General features: G+C 65.3%; 17 protein-coding genes. 7 read left to right on the forward strand and 10 right to left on the reverse strand.

Going from position 1 to position 15144, the window contains the following annotated elements:
- Positions 1-34: 34 nt before the first annotated feature.
- Positions 35-1366, forward strand: a complete 1332-nt coding sequence (locus MNBBLIKP_RS02745) for a M28 family peptidase (protein WP_088307217.1) — start codon at positions 35-37, stop codon at positions 1364-1366.
- On the opposite strand, the gene MNBBLIKP_RS02750 is transcribed toward MNBBLIKP_RS02745, so the two are convergent.
- Genes MNBBLIKP_RS02750 through MNBBLIKP_RS02790 form a run of 9 tightly spaced genes read right to left on the reverse strand, consistent with a single transcriptional unit; the run spans position 1353 to position 9732 of the window.
- The gene (locus tag MNBBLIKP_RS02750; RefSeq protein ID WP_140420509.1) at positions 1353-2375 is read right to left on the reverse strand and encodes a hypothetical protein; all 1023 of its coding nucleotides are present in this window, start codon (positions 2373-2375) and stop codon (positions 1353-1355) included. The two genes, MNBBLIKP_RS02745 and MNBBLIKP_RS02750, sit on opposite strands and share 14 nt — an antisense overlap.
- 11 nt (positions 2376-2386) lie before the next feature.
- Positions 2387-3364 (reverse strand): P-type DNA transfer ATPase VirB11, encoded by a 978-nt coding sequence (gene virB11 / locus MNBBLIKP_RS02755; RefSeq protein ID WP_088307221.1) that lies wholly within the window; start codon positions 3362-3364, stop codon positions 2387-2389.
- A complete protein-coding gene (locus tag MNBBLIKP_RS02760; RefSeq protein WP_088307223.1) occupies positions 3361-4425 on the reverse strand; it encodes a TrbI/VirB10 family protein in 1065 nt (354 codons plus the stop codon). Before MNBBLIKP_RS02760 ends, virB11 begins: the two co-directional genes overlap by 4 nt.
- Positions 4422-4787: a TrbG/VirB9 family P-type conjugative transfer protein gene (locus MNBBLIKP_RS02765; RefSeq protein WP_254912895.1), complete on the reverse strand. Its 366-nt coding sequence runs from the start codon at positions 4785-4787 to the stop codon at positions 4422-4424. Before MNBBLIKP_RS02765 ends, MNBBLIKP_RS02760 begins: the two co-directional genes overlap by 4 nt.
- Entirely contained in the window at positions 4784-5557 is a 774-nt protein-coding gene (locus tag MNBBLIKP_RS02770; protein WP_088307225.1) for a virB8 family protein, read from the reverse strand. The genes MNBBLIKP_RS02765 and MNBBLIKP_RS02770 overlap by 4 nt, the downstream gene beginning before the upstream one ends.
- Entirely contained in the window at positions 5554-6780 is a 1227-nt protein-coding gene (locus MNBBLIKP_RS02775; RefSeq protein WP_088307227.1) for a type IV secretion system protein, read from the reverse strand. The genes MNBBLIKP_RS02770 and MNBBLIKP_RS02775 overlap by 4 nt, the downstream gene beginning before the upstream one ends.
- A 1-nt stretch (position 6781) precedes the next feature.
- Positions 6782-9154 (reverse strand): VirB4 family type IV secretion/conjugal transfer ATPase, encoded by a 2373-nt coding sequence (locus tag MNBBLIKP_RS02780; protein WP_088307229.1) that lies wholly within the window; start codon positions 9152-9154, stop codon positions 6782-6784.
- Entirely contained in the window at positions 9133-9420 is a 288-nt protein-coding gene (locus MNBBLIKP_RS02785; protein WP_088307231.1) for a type IV secretion system protein VirB3, read from the reverse strand. Before MNBBLIKP_RS02785 ends, MNBBLIKP_RS02780 begins: the two co-directional genes overlap by 22 nt.
- Positions 9421-9423: 3 nt before the next feature.
- Complete coding sequence (locus tag MNBBLIKP_RS02790) at positions 9424-9732, reverse strand: TrbC/VirB2 family protein (protein WP_254912896.1); 309 nt, start codon at positions 9730-9732, stop codon at positions 9424-9426.
- 221 nt (positions 9733-9953) lie between these two features.
- On the opposite strand from MNBBLIKP_RS02790, the gene MNBBLIKP_RS02795 reads away from it, so the two are divergent.
- The 4 genes from MNBBLIKP_RS02795 to MNBBLIKP_RS02810 all read left to right on the forward strand — a co-directional run bounded on the left by MNBBLIKP_RS02795 (position 9954) and on the right by MNBBLIKP_RS02810 (position 12909).
- Positions 9954-10577: a dienelactone hydrolase family protein gene (locus tag MNBBLIKP_RS02795; RefSeq protein ID WP_088307235.1), complete on the forward strand. Its 624-nt coding sequence runs from the start codon at positions 9954-9956 to the stop codon at positions 10575-10577.
- Between the two features lie 69 nt (positions 10578-10646).
- A complete protein-coding gene (locus tag MNBBLIKP_RS02800) occupies positions 10647-11594 on the forward strand; it encodes an HPr kinase/phosphorylase (protein ID WP_088307237.1) in 948 nt (315 codons plus the stop codon).
- Positions 11594-12469: a sulfotransferase domain-containing protein gene (locus tag MNBBLIKP_RS02805; protein WP_088307239.1), complete on the forward strand. Its 876-nt coding sequence runs from the start codon at positions 11594-11596 to the stop codon at positions 12467-12469. The genes MNBBLIKP_RS02800 and MNBBLIKP_RS02805 overlap by 1 nt, the downstream gene beginning before the upstream one ends.
- Positions 12466-12909 carry a lasso peptide biosynthesis B2 protein gene (locus tag MNBBLIKP_RS02810; RefSeq protein ID WP_088307241.1) on the forward strand — a complete coding sequence of 148 codons (444 nt, stop codon included), beginning with the start codon at positions 12466-12468 and terminating at the stop codon, positions 12907-12909. Before MNBBLIKP_RS02805 ends, MNBBLIKP_RS02810 begins: the two co-directional genes overlap by 4 nt.
- On the opposite strand, the gene MNBBLIKP_RS02815 is transcribed toward MNBBLIKP_RS02810, so the two are convergent.
- Positions 12906-13526 (reverse strand): aspartyl/asparaginyl beta-hydroxylase domain-containing protein, encoded by a 621-nt coding sequence (locus MNBBLIKP_RS02815; protein ID WP_088307243.1) that lies wholly within the window; start codon positions 13524-13526, stop codon positions 12906-12908. The genes MNBBLIKP_RS02810 and MNBBLIKP_RS02815 overlap by 4 nt on opposite strands.
- 43 nt (positions 13527-13569) lie before the next feature.
- On the opposite strand from MNBBLIKP_RS02815, the gene MNBBLIKP_RS17935 reads away from it, so the two are divergent.
- A complete protein-coding gene (locus MNBBLIKP_RS17935; protein ID WP_176399627.1) occupies positions 13570-14802 on the forward strand; it encodes an aspartyl beta-hydroxylase in 1233 nt (410 codons plus the stop codon).
- A gap of 52 nt (positions 14803-14854) precedes the next feature.
- Complete coding sequence (locus MNBBLIKP_RS17940) at positions 14855-15130, forward strand: PqqD family protein (protein ID WP_176399628.1); 276 nt, start codon at positions 14855-14857, stop codon at positions 15128-15130.
- Positions 15131-15144 lie beyond the last annotated feature (14 nt).

Consider the following 15144-nt stretch of genomic DNA (forward strand, 5'->3'; position numbering starts at 1 on the left):
GTTTTCGTAGCGGGCACGGCTTACCCCTTTGGTGATGAGAAACCTGCTCCGCACCGCCGCCTGTTCCGCCCTGGTCCTTGCCTCTGCTGTTTCAGCGCAGGAGCCGCAAACCGTCAGCTGGGAGATCCTGGCTGACCTTACGACCGAAATTGGCCCGCGCCTGCCCGGCTCACCGCGCGAGGCGGCAGCACGGGACTGGGCTGTGGTGCGGCTCAAGGCGCTGGGGCTGGCCAATGTGCGCAGCGAGGCCTTTACCATTCCAGGCTGGGTGCGCGGCGTGGAAGTTGCGCAGTTGACCGCACCCTATCCGCACAAGCTGCATATCACCGCACTGGGCAATTCTGCCCCGACCCCGGCAGCCGGGATCAGCGGTGAACTGATCTATTTCCAGTCGCTTGCCGCGTTGCAGGCGGCCCCCGATAGTGCAGTGAAAGGCAAAATCGCCTTCATCGATCATGCGATGAAGGCCAATCAGGACGGTTCGGGCTATGGCCCTTCCGGTCAGGCCCGGCGGCAGGGACCCAGTGTGGCTTCGGCCAAGGGCGCAGTGGCGGTGGTGATCCGTTCGATCGGGACCGATCACAACCGCGATCCGCACACCGGTGTCACGAATTTTGACCGCGGTGCGGCGGCGATTCCGGCCGGAGCGGTTTCGGCCCCCGATGCCGATCTGATCGCCCGCGTGGCTGCCAAGGGCAAGCCAATGACGGTTGCCCTGACGTTGACGGGACGTCCCCAGGCCGGCCTGCCATCGGGCAATGTCGTGGCCGAAGTGCCGGGGCGCGATCCGACATTGCCCGCGATCCTGATCGGCTGCCATCTCGACAGCTGGGATCTGGGCACCGGGGCAATCGATGATGCCTCTGGCTGCGCGATCATCACTGATGCTGCGTTGCGGCTGAAAGCGCAGGGACAACCGCTGCGCACCGTGCGACTGTTGTGGGCAGGCAGCGAAGAGCTGGGCGGGTTTGGCGGCGATGCTTTTGCAGCCGCCCACGCCAACGTTCCGCATGCTTTGGCGATGGAAAGCGATTTCGGCGCGGACCGGGTATGGCGGGTAGGTTTTCGCCTGTCAGAGGCCAACAAGCCTCTCGCGGACAAGGTCGCTGCTGCGCTCGCTCCGCTGGGGATCGTGCGCGGGGCTAATCGCGCCAATGGCGGGACGGACGTGGAACCGATGATTGAGCGTCAGAAGCTGTCCGTGATCGATCTGGATCAGGACGGCTCCCGCTATTTCGATCTGCACCACACTCCGGATGATACGCTGGACAAGGTCGATCCGGTGCAGCTGGAGCAGAACGTCCAGGCCTGGCTCGCCGTGCTGGGGATTGTCGCGAACGAGGCGGGGCCGATCAGCCCGAACTGATCGCCCGCGCTAGTTGCCGCGCGGCACGGGGGAGCAAGGCATAGCCGATGAACCACATCGGCAGCACGGTGAAGCCCCAGTAGAAGTTGTCGCTGCGCGAAAACAGCATCAGCATCAGCGCATAGCCGCCCAGCAGCAGCTGCGCGAACCACGCGCTGCGTCCGGGCAGGGCCAGCCAGCCCAGCCCGGGCAGCAGGGCCAGCAGCATGGCAATCGGCTGGGGCAGGACCTGCCAGACGGAGGTATAGGCCACCCCCATCAGGAACCCGCGCAGGCCCTGGCCGCCGCTCCACCCCTGTGACGGCAGGTCTTCGGGGCGTACCACCTGAGCGACGAAATGGGCGTGGATCGCCATCGCCCCGGCAAACACGGCCAGTACGCCAATCCAGCGAAAGGCCGCCGCCCGGTCCCGCTGAACCAGCGCAAAGGCCAGCGCCAGCAGCGCATAGGGCAGCGCCAGTTCGCGCAGCAGCAACGCTGTGCCGATCACCAGGACTTCCGCCCAGGGCCAGCCGCGCAGACGGCAAGCCAGTGCCAGGGTCAATAGCAGTCCAACCCATGGCTCGGTCCCCACAAGCAGCCCCTGGTTGGCCAGTGCCAGCGCGCCCAACGCCAATCCCGCCAGCGAAGCGATCCGCTCGGCCCGGCTGACCAACGGCACCAGCGCCCGGGTCCAGACCAGTAGCGCCGCCACGGCCAGCCCCATGGCCAGCCCCTGCATTGCCCCCCAGCCCAACCGGGCCGCAAGCACCGACAGTGCCGGTTCGCGCATGGTGAAGAAGGGGTGCAGCGGATAGCCATGTTCGCGCTGCAATTCGGCCGCCGCCTGATGATAAGGCACGCCTTGCGCAACCCGCGCGGTCACGTCGCGGAACAGCATCAGGTCGGTATATTCGTTGCCTACCGCCCCGTCTGGCCGGACCGTGGGGGCCACAAAGCACCACGCCGCGCCCAGCAGGAACAGGCCCAGTACCAGCAAGGCCAGTGGGCGGGGCAGGCGCTCCAGCATCGCGCCGCCGCTCAACCGATCACCTGCACTTGCGCAATCCGGCGGCGGCCGTGGCGGTGCTCAAGCTGGACCACGATGTCGAGCGAGCGGCGCACATAAGTTACCACATCGTCCCAGCCCATCCGCGTGCCCGCCTGCATCACCAGCAGAGCGAGCTGATCAACCGCGCGCAGCGGCGAATCCGCGTGGATCGAGCTCATCGAGCCGGGATGCCCGGTGTTGACCGCGCGCAGGAAACTGATCGCCTCGACCCCGCGCACTTCGCCCAGCACGATCCGGTCAGGCCGCATCCGCAGCGACGCGGTGAGCAGGTCTTCAGCCGTCACATCGGCCTCGCCCATGGCGCCGCGCACGGCAATCAGGCCGACGGCATTGGGATGGTCGATCTGCAGTTCGGGCGTATCCTCGATCAGCACCAGCCGTTCCTCGTGCCCCACTTCGCGCAGCAAGGTGTTGAGAAAGGTCGTTTTACCGGTGGCAGTGCCGCCCGATACCAGGATGTTGCGGCGTTCGCGCACCGCGCGGCGCAGCATCGCGACCGGACCCTCGGCAGGGTCGAGCGGGGGGCGGCTGGCAGGTGCATGTCCGGCGGCGATCAGATCGGCATCAGCGAAAGCCCCGGTTTCGGCATAGTCCTCAAGGCTTAACCCCGCGATCACGTGCTTGCGGATCGCTATGGCGATTTCGCCGCGGGTGGCCGGGGGAAGGATTACCTGCACGCGCTCTCCGCCGGGCAGACTGGCAGAAAGCAGGGGATGTTCGCGGCTGATCCCTTGCGCGCTGGTCGCGGCGACTTGCCGGACCAGTCGGGTCAGCGTCTCTTGCCCCAGTTCGGCCACCTCGATCCGTTCGGGCACCTGACCCAGCCGCTCGACCCACAATTCTCCCGGGCGGTTGATATACAGGTCAGTCACGTCCGGTTCGGTCAGCCAGGCCTGCAAAGGCGCCAGGAATGCGCCGAGATAGACGTTGTCTGCCGTGCTGTTCACTGTTCGACCGACGAAAAATCAAGATCGCGCGTCACAAAGACCGAAACCGATGAGCCTTGCTTGACCTTGATTGTTGGCTTGACCGCTTCCTGCCCGGGCACTTGGACCGAATTGGTGGAACCAGGCAGGCCCAGGATCACTGTTCCATCGGTGACGCTGCGGGTGGCGAGGCCAACGCCGATGTCGAGCGCGGATTGCAGGATTGCTGCGCCGAAACGGGAGAAGAAGTGACTGTTGACCTTGCCTTTGACACCGGTGCGGCCCTGTGGGTCGGCGGCGGGGCTGTCGAGCGCGATCTGCACGCCATCAGGGCGGGTCAGCCGCTGCCAATTAATGCCGATCCGGTTCTGGCCCAGCGCGACGTCTGCCTGGTATTCGCCGAACAGGCGGCTGCCACGCTGGATCAGCACCTTGCTTCCGTCGAAACTGCGCACATCGCGTGAAATGATCGCGCGGGCAAAGCCGGGGCGGTTGGAATCGAGCGCGGTTTCCAGCACGGCCTGGATGATCGCACCCTGCGGCACGGTCAGCCCCGGATTGGCAAATCGCGAAGCAGTGACGCGGTTTGCGCCTGCACCGGCGGCAGGCTGGGGCGGCGCGGGCACTTCCACTGCGGGCGACGTTGGCGCCGGGGGCAGGGCAATCGGCGGTCCCTGATAGTAGGGCGGGTTCTGCACCCGGGGCGCGCTTGGCACCCCTGGCAGGGTGCGGGGAACGGACGTAGGGACAGTCGGGGGCGGGGGGATAAACCCTTGGGCGGAGCCGGCTCCAAGCCCTTGCAGTCCGCCAACAGTCGGTCTGTAGCCATAGGCATCGGCCCAGGCGCTGTCAGCCGGAACGGCGAGTTCTGGCGGAGCGCTGATCGTGCCGCTACCAGCCACCTGGCGCGGGATCGTTCCGCGCGTCACCACGGATTGGCGGCGAGCCTCCAACGCGCTGAACAGACCGATTGCACCCAGCGCCATAGCTCCGGCAAAAATCCACACCGCGCGATTGCGGACTGGGCCAGCGACCAGCGGGCGACCCTCTGAAGCGGGATCCGGCATGGTCTCTTCGCTCATCGCCTGGCTCCGCGCGGGTCGATCCGGCGTGCTTCGGCCTTGTCCTTGTCGATCCGGAAAACGAGGTGCGGATAGACCCGGTCGATCGTGAACAGTTCGCCGCGCATATAGCCATCGACGATCTGTTCGCTGCCACGCGAATCGAGCGCGAAGACTGCCGGGATCGGCTGATCTTCGCTCCATTGGATATAAGTGTGGGTGCCGTCGTCACCAATCCGGACCGGTCGCAGCGTGGCTGCTCCTTTCAGCCGGTAGGTGTTCATTGCGGCCTCAGCGCTGCTGGTCGCCGAGGCATCCTGCGCCAAGGCGGGCGGCGCTGCGCACAGCAGCAACGCAAGTGTGACACTGCGCCGCGCGGTCACGGCATGGCCGCCGGGCTGGGCACGGCGACAGGCGTCGCGGAGGTGATCGGCAAGGGCGCGGGCGGCGGCACCATGGCCGGGGCCGCTTCGGGCAGCATTTCGGGATCGCGGCGATAGCGCAGCACCTGGAAGCCCAGTGGGTTTTCCAGCCGATCAGCCGCGCTCATTCCCTGATCGCTGAACCGGTAGGTCAGGACGGAGGCCCAGCGCTGCGGGGATTGGCCTGCACCAGCCGGGTCGGTCCGCCGGGTCGAAAACCGCACCATCGCCGAATCCGGGCCGAGTGAGCTGACCGATTGCAACTGCACTTCCACTTGCGCCCCGCGCGGCATTGTGGCCAGCGGACTGGTGGGATTGCTGGCCTGCATCAAGGCCAGATACTGGCTGCGTGCTTCCTCTGCCGACCACAGCGCGACCTTGCGGTAATCGCTTTTCAGCGCGGGCGCGGCATAGCCTTCGCGGGCGACGACATATTGCGCCAGGAACGAACGGGTCAGTGCCGAATCCGGGGCAACCCGGCTCTTGTCGAGCGGGTCGAGCGCCTGGACGAAGCCGGTCTGTCGGTCGACCATCAGCATATATGGCACCGCGGTCTTGAGCGGGGTCAGGAACACCAGCGCCAAGGCTTCCAGTAGGGCGATTGCCACGGCAATCCCGGCGATGATCCAGGCGACCTTGCGAGAACCGCGCAGCTCTGCCTCACGGTCAGCCGACCAGGACGAGGCTTCCTGATAATAGGCCTCCAGCTTGCCCTTCGGTTCGGCGTTCATTCCTTCAGATCCCTTCGTACACCCGCCGATGAGGCGCGCGTGGAGCGCCGCGCGGCGCGATAGCTGTCACCCAGCAGTTCAGGCGGGGCCGAGGCGGTGGTGCCGCGCATGTCGGACGGCGCGGCCAGTCGAGTCCGGTCGATCCGCTCACTGCTGCGGCCATCCGCGCCGATGCCCGATGCCTGTTCTTCGCGCCGCATGGTCTGGGCCACGGCCTCGGCCACGGCAAAGGCGCGCGACGGAGGTTCGACCATGCCGCCCGCCAGAGCCGGCTGGCCCGGCGACAGTCCGGGAAAGTTCGGCAGCGGCCGGGCGAGGGCTTCCAGACGCAGCGCGGGCAACCGGGTGAAAAACGCCGCACGCATGATCATGCCCAGCACGACAAACGCAATGATCGAAAATGCCAGCGCGATCACCATCAATTCGGTCGGTGCCGAAGGGGTCAGCACTTTGGTCCCGCGCTGGGCCACGGCATCACGCAGCCATGGCTCCAGCACGGTCAGTTCCACGCCGTAGATCAGTGGCAATACCAGCGCTCCCACCGCAACCGCTGCCAGGCCGCGCAGCCAGCCGAAAAACAGATCGCGCGTACCGGCAAACAGCAACAGCGCAGCCATCAGCGGGGCCAGCGCCAGTAGCAGCCCTGCGCCCAGCCGCACCGCCGCGCTGGGCCCGATCACGCCGCTCAGGAACGCAACGCGCCCGTATCCCAGCGCTGACTGATCCGCCAGCGCCACTCCCCGGAAGCTGTCATTGATCGAATCGCTACGGTTGGTTCCGCCGGTCATCCGGCCGGTGCCATAGATCGTCAGCACCACGATCTGATCGTCTGCCGCCTGAAGCCGTCCGGTCAATTCACCCGGGCCACCGGGCAGGCCCGATGCCAGTCCGATTGATCCGGCCACCGCCGAAGGAGCCTGCAGCACCGTGTTGTAACCCAATACCCGCCAGGCCGGCCAGCTGGTTGCCAGCGTGACGACGATCCCGACGCGCAGTACGTCGAGCATCACATCGCGCCCGGTCATATGCTCGCCCAGCACCAGCCGCAGCCCGAACAGCGCAACGAACACCGTCAGCAGCCCGGTAAAAGCGATTGCCAGCGCCGAATTGGGATTGCTGAGTGCGCCATATCCGTAGGCACCGATCGCCTGCGCCTGACAATCGACATGGATCAGCATGTCCGCCAGAAACCGTCCGCCGGTATGGACTGCAGGGCAGCTCATGTCAGGCGCGCTCCAGCAGGCTGGGCATCCAGTCGGCCGGGTCGACCCCGGTCTGGCTGACCAGCTCGTCAAAGATCCGAACTGTGGATTCACGGCCCGAAAGGATCGTCAGCAGATCCTTCTCGCCATTCAGGTTGAGCCGCGCGACCACGCTGTCATGCCCGTGCTTGATCAGAAAGCAGTGCGAACTGTCGGGCAGGCTGCGGATCAGTTCAAATTCGTGCGGGGTCAGCCCGAAACCATCGATGTAATCCTCGGCTCGGGCCTTGGGATTGATCATGAACACCTGGGTTGCAGCCTGTTCCACGATCGCGCTGGAAATGCGGCTTTCCAGTGCATCTTGCGCGCTCTGAGTGGCAAAGCCGACAATCCCGTTGCGCTTGCGGATGGTCTTTTCCCAGTCCTTGATCCGCCGCACGAACACATCGTCGTCCAGCGCTTTCCAGCCTTCATCAACCACGATGATCGATGGGGTGCCGTCCAGCCGTTCCTCTACCCGGTGGAAGAAATACAGCAGCGCCGGGGTGCGCGCGACCGGATCATCCAGGATCGCGGTCATGTCAAAACCAACCGTAGCGGCGCTGAGGTCGGTCAGGTCGGTTTCGTTGTCGAACAGCCAGGCGCGCTCACCTTCGCCGAACCAGGGGCGCATCCGCGAATGGAGATCGCCCGCTTGCGGCTTGGACCGGCCGCGGAACAATTCGACCAGGTGGCGCAGGCGGCGGTGGAGTAACGGCTGGTCGAAATTGGCGGCGACCGCGTCCTTGATAACTTCGGTTTCGGCTGCACTCGCACCGCCCGCGAGCAATGTCAGCCATTCAAGCAGGAACTGGCGGTTGGCCGCCGTATCCTCAACCTGCAAGGGATTGAGGCCAGAGGGCGATCCGGGCCGCAGCCGGTCATACTGGCCGCCGATTGCACGGATGAACAGTTCGGCGCCGCGATCCTTGTCAAAGAAGACAATGCGCGGCGCGAACTTGCGCGCTTGCGCCAGCAGGAAATTCAGCACCACCGTCTTGCCTGAACCCGACGGGCCGATGACGGTGAAATTGCCCAGATCACCATGGTGGAAACTGAAGAAATAGGGCCCGGCAGCGGTGGTTTCGAATAGCGTTACCGCATCGCCCCAATGATTGCCGCGCGCGCGGCCGACGGGGAAATTGTGCAGGCTGGCGAGCCCGGCAAAGTGCCGGGTGGAAACCATCGCGCGGCGGGCGATATATTTGAAGTTGCCGGGGAACTGCGCCCAGAACGCTGGTTCCAGGGCAATATCCTCACGCACCGCGACAATCCCGAGATCGGCCATCGCGGCCATCACTTCGGCAACATTGCCGTCCAACGCTTCAATGCTGTCGGCATGGACAGTGATTGTGGTGTGATGCTCACCAAAGGCGGCGCGGCCCGATGCGACATCGTCCTTGGCGCGGGCCAGTTCGTCGCGCAGGCTCAGCGCTTCGTCCTCGCTCGATTTCATTCGCCGCAGCGCCAGGTTCATTCGCCCCAGTGCCGCGCCGCGTTCGACAAAAGCGAACGACTGACTGACCGTCATCTGCATTGGCAGGCGGTACAGCTCGTCGAACATTCCCGGCATGGTCTGCGCCGGATAGTCCTTGATCGAAATAATCGCCCCGAACTTGCGCGCGCTGTCCCCCGCTGTGCCCAGTTCAAACGCATCCTGGCCAAAGCTGATCCGCCGCGCCGGGATGTGGTGGCCAATATCGCCGTGCGGCAGCCCGACCGGGCGCATTTCGGCGTTGAGCAGGCAGGACAGAAACTCCAGTGGCTCGCTGCGGAACCCCTGTTCGGTTTCATGCACGCCCAGCAGGCGGGGGCTGTAAGCACCGAGGGCGGCGAGCAGTGCCTCGCTCGCGGTATCGAGCGCGCGCTTTTCGGTGGCGAGCATGGCCGTGCGGTCTTCCACCGTGCGGGCGAACCAGCCGCGGACCCGATCTGCCAGCCCGATCCGGCCCTGCACCGGGCGGCGCACCAGCGTCACGAACAGCTCGTTCACGTACATTTCGCGCGCTTGCAGCCGCTCGCGCCAGCGCTCATCCAGATGGCGTGAAAAAGCGTCGGGGAAGCGCGCGTCGAGCAATGCCTCGGCCTTGCGGCGCACGACGTGGTGGTAGATTGCGAACCGCGATGAAGCGACCGCGCGCAGGGTCGCCTCGCGCAGTTCGGCGCGGTAATTGAGTTCGTCGGTATCGGCCGTTTCGAACAGTAGCCCGCCCAGCCGGATGGTCTGCATCAGCAAACCGTCGCGGGTTTCCAGCGTCACGTCATCCAGATGGCGCGCATAGGGCAGGTGATCGCCCACGCGTTGTTCGTGCGCTGTCACCTTTGGATCGCGGGTCAGGGCTGGTACGAGTTGCATCCCCACACCGCATAATTCTTGACCCGGGGACAGCGGCTGACCTTGGCGATCCACAGATCGAAAAAGCGTGGTTCGCGCAGGCACACCACGGCACCCGCCAGATGGGTCAGCAGCGCGATCGGGATCACCCAGAAGCTTTTGAAGATCAGGAACAGCTCAGCCGCGAGCACGCCGTTGATCACGAAGAAGGTATAGGTCACCCCGCCCAGCATCTGCGGGCGGGTGAGTGCCAGGAACACGCGGTCCTGCCGCAGCCCCGCCGCCATGGCTCAGCCGCCTGCCGCGGCGCGGATGCCGGCAACGATGCTGGCCGCGCCGAACAGGATGAAGCAGCCCAGAATCACCACCGCGCCGTGACGCCAGTTGATTCGGCCCGTCAGCATCATGAAACCCACCGATGCGACCGCGATAACCGCCACGACGGTTGCCACGGTGCCCATCAAAGTGCCCTGCAGCCAATTGACCGCTGCAATTATTGCACCCGATCCTTGCGGGTCCGCCGGAACAGCGGCGAGCACCGGACTCGCCAGGGTCAGCATGGCCAGCGCAAGGGGCAGTCGTCGGGCAAATCTTTGAATCACTGGAAAAGGCACTCCCGTCAGGCGTCAGGCTGGTCGGCAAGGGTCAATGTCTGGCACATTCGCCGCGCCCGCGCCAGCCGGATTTGCACGGGCTGCGCGGCCCGTAGCGGGACAGGGTTTGTGCACAGCGGCAGCGCGAAAGGTGGTTTATCCGCTTGCTGTTCCCTTGCCCAAGGATATAGGTTGCTACTTAGGTAACTTAACTTGGGGAACTTGGCATGCGCAATTCGAACCCGGCCACGGGCCTTTCGCGGCGGCAGTTTGCAGCTTTGGGCGTGGTGACTGCGGCGGCGGCGGGATATTCCGGTGTGGCCCATGCTGCGCTGCCGGTCCAGGAACGCAAGGTTCAGGTAGAAACGCGCGATGGCACCGCGACCGTGCTCTATGCTCACCCTGCAGAAGGGAAGCATCCCGGTGTGGTGTTGTGGCCCGATGTGGCCGGTCTGCGCAGCTCGAATGAAGCAATCGCGCGCGAACTGGCCAGCGCCGGGTTTGCCGTCATGATGATTGACCCCTATTATCGCGCCGGTTCCGCACCGAGCAAGGCGGACAAGTTGGCCAACCTGCGCGAAGAACACGTGACGCGTGACAGCAAGGATTTGACAGCCTGGCTTGATGCTCAAGTTGAAGTCGCCAGCGCCAAGGACGGCTATGTGGTCGAGGCGATGGGCCTTTCGGCCGGCATGCTGGCTGCCAGCGACAGTGCTCAGACCGCCTATCTGGTGGCCAAGCCCCGTGGCAAGACTGCGCTAAGCGGACGCCAGATGGCCGCTCTGGACAGCGCGATCCATGCGACGGACAAGCTCGCCAAGCGCGAACTGACGCACGGCTTCAACGCCTGACCTGATCTGATCCGGCTGGACCTGACCGCGCTGCCGCGTTAGCTGGCGTGCGCGTTCAGGGGAGCATGCATGGCGAGCTATCTGATTTCAGGTCTGCGGGTCGAAAGCGACCTCGCGCTGCCTGGTGCGATTGTCGCAGCGGCAAGCGACGCACAGCCTGACATCACGATCGTGCAGGGTCTGGTGCCGGACCAGCTTGATCCGGCCGATCAGCATGGCCCCAACTGGCAGCTTGCCGGGGACCGCTTTTTGCTGCGGGTTCCCGATGTGGTGCGGATGCTGCTGGATGGCGGCGGCCATCTGACCTGGCAATGTGAGCAAGGCGTCCGACCTGAGGATGCCTCGATCTTTGTCGCGGCCAGCGGAATCGGCCTGTTGCTGCACCAGCGCGGGAGCGTGGTACTGCACGCCAGCGCCGTGGCGGTGCAAGGACGGGCGATGCTGTTCTGCGGGGTATCGGGGGCAGGCAAATCGACTATGGCGGCAGCGCTGGCACAGCGGGGATACACGCTGCTGGCCGATGACCAGTGCCTGCTGACCGGACTTGGGCAAGCCGTGGCGATGGTCCACCCCGATGGTCGGGCGATGAAGCTGTGGCAGCGTTCGATCGAACGGCTGGAACTGGAACAGCGCAGCGGCGGCGCGGTGCGCGATCAGATCGCCAAGTTCTATGTCGAACCCGAAGGTTCCAGTACCGGGCCCTTACCGCTGGGGGCGATCCATATTCTCCGTGAAACCCGCAGTCCGGATCTGGCCGGAGGCGGTCCGGCGATTGCGCTGCACCGCCTGAACCTTGCCGATGCCGCGATCGAGGTACGGCGCAATGCCTATCGCCCGGGGATGGTCAAACGGCTCAACCAGGATTCGTTGTACCTGCAGGCAGCGGCCGGCGCCGTGCAGGCTGACGGGGTCTGGCGATTGATCCGGCCGCTCGATTTTGACCAGATCGATGCAGTAGTCGCCTGCCTGGAACAGCATTGGCACGGCCTGCGCCAGCCAGACGGGAAGGCGGGATAATGGCGCGGGTCTGGCTCGCGTCCTATCCCAAATGCGGCAACACCTGGCTCCGTCTGTTGCTCGCCAACCTTGGTCACGACGAAAGTATCAGCCGGGGTGCGCCGCGGCTGGCGGGTGGGATCGCCAGCGGCCGTGCGCTGATCGATGAAGCCCTTATGTTCGCCACCGGCCTGCTGACTCACGACGAATGCGACCGCATTCGCCCGGCGGTCTATCGGCACGTTTCTGAGCTTGAGGATGAGGCGGAGGCCGTCCATTTTGCCGATACACGCTTTCTCAAGACCCATGACGCCTGGACGCTGACCGATCGCAATGAACCGCTGCTTGGCGGGGCGGAAGCTGCGCGGGCGGCGGTGCTGATCGTGCGCGATCCGCGCGATGTGGTCGCTTCGCTTGCCAACCACAACGGCAAGTCGATCGATGATGCGGTCGCCATCATGGCCGATCCCCTGGATATGCTGGCCGGTGCAACCGACCGCCAGGCGCTGCAATTGCGCCAGCGCCTGCTGGGGTGGAGCGGGTTCAACCGATCGTGGCTGGATCAGCGTGAACTGCCTGTGCACCTGCTGCGCTATGAGGACATGCTGGCCGATACCGCTGGAGAGCTGAGCCGCTTGCTGGACAAGCTGGGCTTTGAGATCGGGCGCGATGCGATTGGACGGGCGGTGGAACGGTCAAGTTTCGAAGCCTTGCAAGCACAGGAAGCGCAGTTCGGGTTTCGCGAGGCTCCTGTGAAGATGAGCGAGGGCCGCTTCTTTCGCAAGGGCCGCGCGGGCGGCTGGCGGGAGGAGCTCACCGCCGCGCAGTGTGCCCGGATCGAAGCCGATCACGCCGGGATGATGCGCCGCCTCGGCTATCTGCCGGAATCCGGATGAGCCGTCTTGCGCGCCTGATCGCGTTGCCAGGAGGGCAGCGCCGGTTGCTGCTGGCGGCTATGGCTGCGCTGGCCCGGGCGGCTCTGCAAGTTTGGCTGGTGCCGTTCCCGCGTATCGCAGCCCAGCTTGGCACGATGCAGCCACCGCAGCCGGTCACGCCTGCAAACGAGATCGAGGCGGAGCAGGCGCGTGAACTGCGGTGGGCGATTGCCGCTGTGATTCACTACACCCCGCTAAGGCCCGCCTGCCTGGCTCAGGCGCTGGCTGCACGCAATCTGTGCCGGGCGCGCGGGCTGCGCTGGGCTCTGCACCTGGGGGCTGCGCCGGGCCAGCCAAAAGGTGAAACCCACGCCTGGCTCGATCTGGGCGGCGTGCCGATTACCGGCTATCCCTTGCCGGCCGACATGGTCGAAGTCGGCTGTTTTGCAGGCCGCGTCTAGACTATCGGGCTTGCTGCTGCCTGTTTGAGCAGATCGGTCAGCCATTCATCCACTGCGCAATCGATCACCAGATGGACCCGCGTGGCAGTGCCGGCATTGGTGATGGCGTGTTCGTCTGCCAGGCGCAGGTACCAGGTTGAGCCGGGCGCCATATCGACCCGCTGCTGGTTCAGCCGGAAATCGACATCGGGATTGGTGGTGATCGGAACATGCAGCCGTGCGGTGCCCCGCGCGGCATCAAGGTCAAGATCGCGGTGCGGCTTGATCCGCGAGGCAGGTTCCAGCCGCATCAGGCGCACCGCCAGCAACGGGCATTGGAATGCCGCCAGCACTTGCGTCAGATAGGGTGCGCGCTCCAGCCAGGGCGTGCTTTCGAACTCGGTCGCCTCGGGGTCCGATTGGATCATCAGGATCGGGTGCAATTTACCGGCACCGGCAGTGCACCGCAGCGGAATAACGCTCCACCCGCCTTCATAGTTGCCCGGCACGAAATGGGCGATCCAGTCAGCGTCGGCGATTTCGGCAATGTCTGCCAGCAGGCGCGCCGGATCGAACGCCAAGGGCAGGCAAAGCCGGTCGGGCAAGGCACTGAGTGCGGGGATGGCGGGGGTGTGCATGATCGGCGTTGTCCTGGGGCGACCCTATCGGTTAGGAACAGGAATGCAACAATCAGTCCCGCCGCACCCTTTCACACCTGAACGCACCGATCCCGCCAAACTTGCGGCATTGCGAGCGGCCTTGCTGGCCGATCCGGCCGCGCTGGACCGCATTGCCGATCTGGCAGACCGGGAAGCGGCGCTGGCTGCATTGATAGAATTTGCGACCGGGCACAGCATCGCGCTTGAACCGGAAGGCCTGCGCAATGCGTTGCGGGCCGATCCGCTGGGGCTTGAACGGCTGTCCCAAAGCCCGGTGAATGCTGTGCACCGCCCCGGGCCGCGCTGGCTGCCGACGGGGCTGGGCTCCGATGGCGCGCAACTGGTGATCGACTGGGCGCACTATGGCCAGGCGCCGATGCACGATTCGTTCTTTGACGGAACCCAGCGCCGCGCCCGCGGGCATCCGGTTTCGGTGCTGATCGAATGCCGCACCCCGTTGGGAGCCTTGCTGGACGAACCCGGACTCAATCCACCGCCACGGCTGGACGGGCTGGTGTTCCACATGTCGCGGTGCGGCTCTACTCTGGTCTCGCGCGCGCTGCGGGCCATGCCGGGCAATCTGGTGCTGTCCGAACCACCGCCGTTTGACGAAGTGCTGCAACAGTGCGCCGCGCGTGAGGATATTCCGCTGGAGATGCGGCTGGGGTTGCTGCGCGCCATGGCCGGGGTTCTGGCGAGTGACCGTGATGGCACGGTGCAGCGGCGCTTCCTGAAAACCGATTGCTGGCACGCCGGGGCGCTGCCGCTGCTGCGCGCGGCCTTTCCCGATACGCCGTGGATATTCCTCTATCGCGACCCGGTGGAAGTGTTGATGTCGCACGAACGCATGTCGGGATCGCAGACTCTGCCGGGCCCGCATTCCGCACTGGTCGGGATCGACCCCGTGGGGGCCATCCCGGGGATGGAGTTCACCACGCGCGTGCTGACAGCTACGTGCCACCAGGCGGCCGATCATGCCGGGGTCGGCGGCGGGATTTTCGTGGACTATGCAAGCCTTCCCGCAGCACTGGAGGAACGGATACTGCCCCATTTCGGCATTGCGCCGGATGAAGCAGGACGACAGGCGATCGCCGCTTCGCTGACCCGCGATGCCAAGGAACCCAACAAGGCGTTTGATCCGCACGAACGCCCCACGCGGGCAAAGGCATCGGAGCAGGTGTTGGAAATGGCCGAACGTCTGCTTGCCCCCGCCGTGGCGCGGCTGCGGGCGCTTGATCGGGCAAACGCGGATTGACGGATCAAGCGCAGTGCCTAGTGATGCAGGTTCAACCAGGGAAACAGGCCCGATGATGATCCGCAAGTCCGGTGACTGGCTGTCCGCCCGTGCCGGCGATGAAGTTATGATGATGAGCGCGGCGCGTGGCACCTATCTGGGGCTCAACACCATGGGCGCGCGGATCTGGGATCTGATCGACAGTTGCCCTGACCGCGATGCGCTGTCTGCGCAATTGCTGACCGAATTTGAAGTTAGCCCCGAACAGTGCCGGTCCGAACTGGACACTTTCCTGTCCGAACTGGAGCGGCAACAGGCGATCGAATGGGTGCCGGCGGGCGCGATCTGATCCGGCGGCGCGGG

It is taken from the genome of Novosphingobium sp. B 225, assembly GCF_002198665.1.
Taxonomy (GTDB): domain Bacteria; phylum Pseudomonadota; class Alphaproteobacteria; order Sphingomonadales; family Sphingomonadaceae; genus Novosphingobium.

Coding starts and splice junctions, on each gene's coding strand:
- MNBBLIKP_RS17935 (WP_176399627.1), top strand. CDS start 13,570: ATGCAACAATCAGTCCCGCCGCACCCTTTCACACCTGAACGCACCGAT.
- MNBBLIKP_RS02760 (WP_088307223.1), bottom strand. CDS start 4,425: ATGAGCGAAGAGACCATGCCGGATCCCGCTTCAGAGGGTCGCCCGCTG.
- MNBBLIKP_RS02815 (WP_088307243.1), bottom strand. CDS start 13,526: ATGCACACCCCCGCCATCCCCGCACTCAGTGCCTTGCCCGACCGGCTT.
- MNBBLIKP_RS02745 (WP_088307217.1), top strand. CDS start 35: ATGAGAAACCTGCTCCGCACCGCCGCCTGTTCCGCCCTGGTCCTTGCC.
- MNBBLIKP_RS17940 (WP_176399628.1), top strand. CDS start 14,855: ATGATGATCCGCAAGTCCGGTGACTGGCTGTCCGCCCGTGCCGGCGAT.
- MNBBLIKP_RS02780 (WP_088307229.1), bottom strand. CDS start 9,154: ATGCAACTCGTACCAGCCCTGACCCGCGATCCAAAGGTGACAGCGCAC.
- MNBBLIKP_RS02800 (WP_088307237.1), top strand. CDS start 10,647: ATGGCGAGCTATCTGATTTCAGGTCTGCGGGTCGAAAGCGACCTCGCG.
- MNBBLIKP_RS02750 (WP_140420509.1), bottom strand. CDS start 2,375: ATGCTGGAGCGCCTGCCCCGCCCACTGGCCTTGCTGGTACTGGGCCTG.
- MNBBLIKP_RS02805 (WP_088307239.1), top strand. CDS start 11,594: ATGGCGCGGGTCTGGCTCGCGTCCTATCCCAAATGCGGCAACACCTGG.
- MNBBLIKP_RS02770 (WP_088307225.1), bottom strand. CDS start 5,557: ATGAACGCCGAACCGAAGGGCAAGCTGGAGGCCTATTATCAGGAAGCC.
- MNBBLIKP_RS02785 (WP_088307231.1), bottom strand. CDS start 9,420: ATGGCGGCGGGGCTGCGGCAGGACCGCGTGTTCCTGGCACTCACCCGC.
- MNBBLIKP_RS02795 (WP_088307235.1), top strand. CDS start 9,954: ATGCGCAATTCGAACCCGGCCACGGGCCTTTCGCGGCGGCAGTTTGCA.
- MNBBLIKP_RS02775 (WP_088307227.1), bottom strand. CDS start 6,780: ATGAGCTGCCCTGCAGTCCATACCGGCGGACGGTTTCTGGCGGACATG.
- MNBBLIKP_RS02810 (WP_088307241.1), top strand. CDS start 12,466: ATGAGCCGTCTTGCGCGCCTGATCGCGTTGCCAGGAGGGCAGCGCCGG.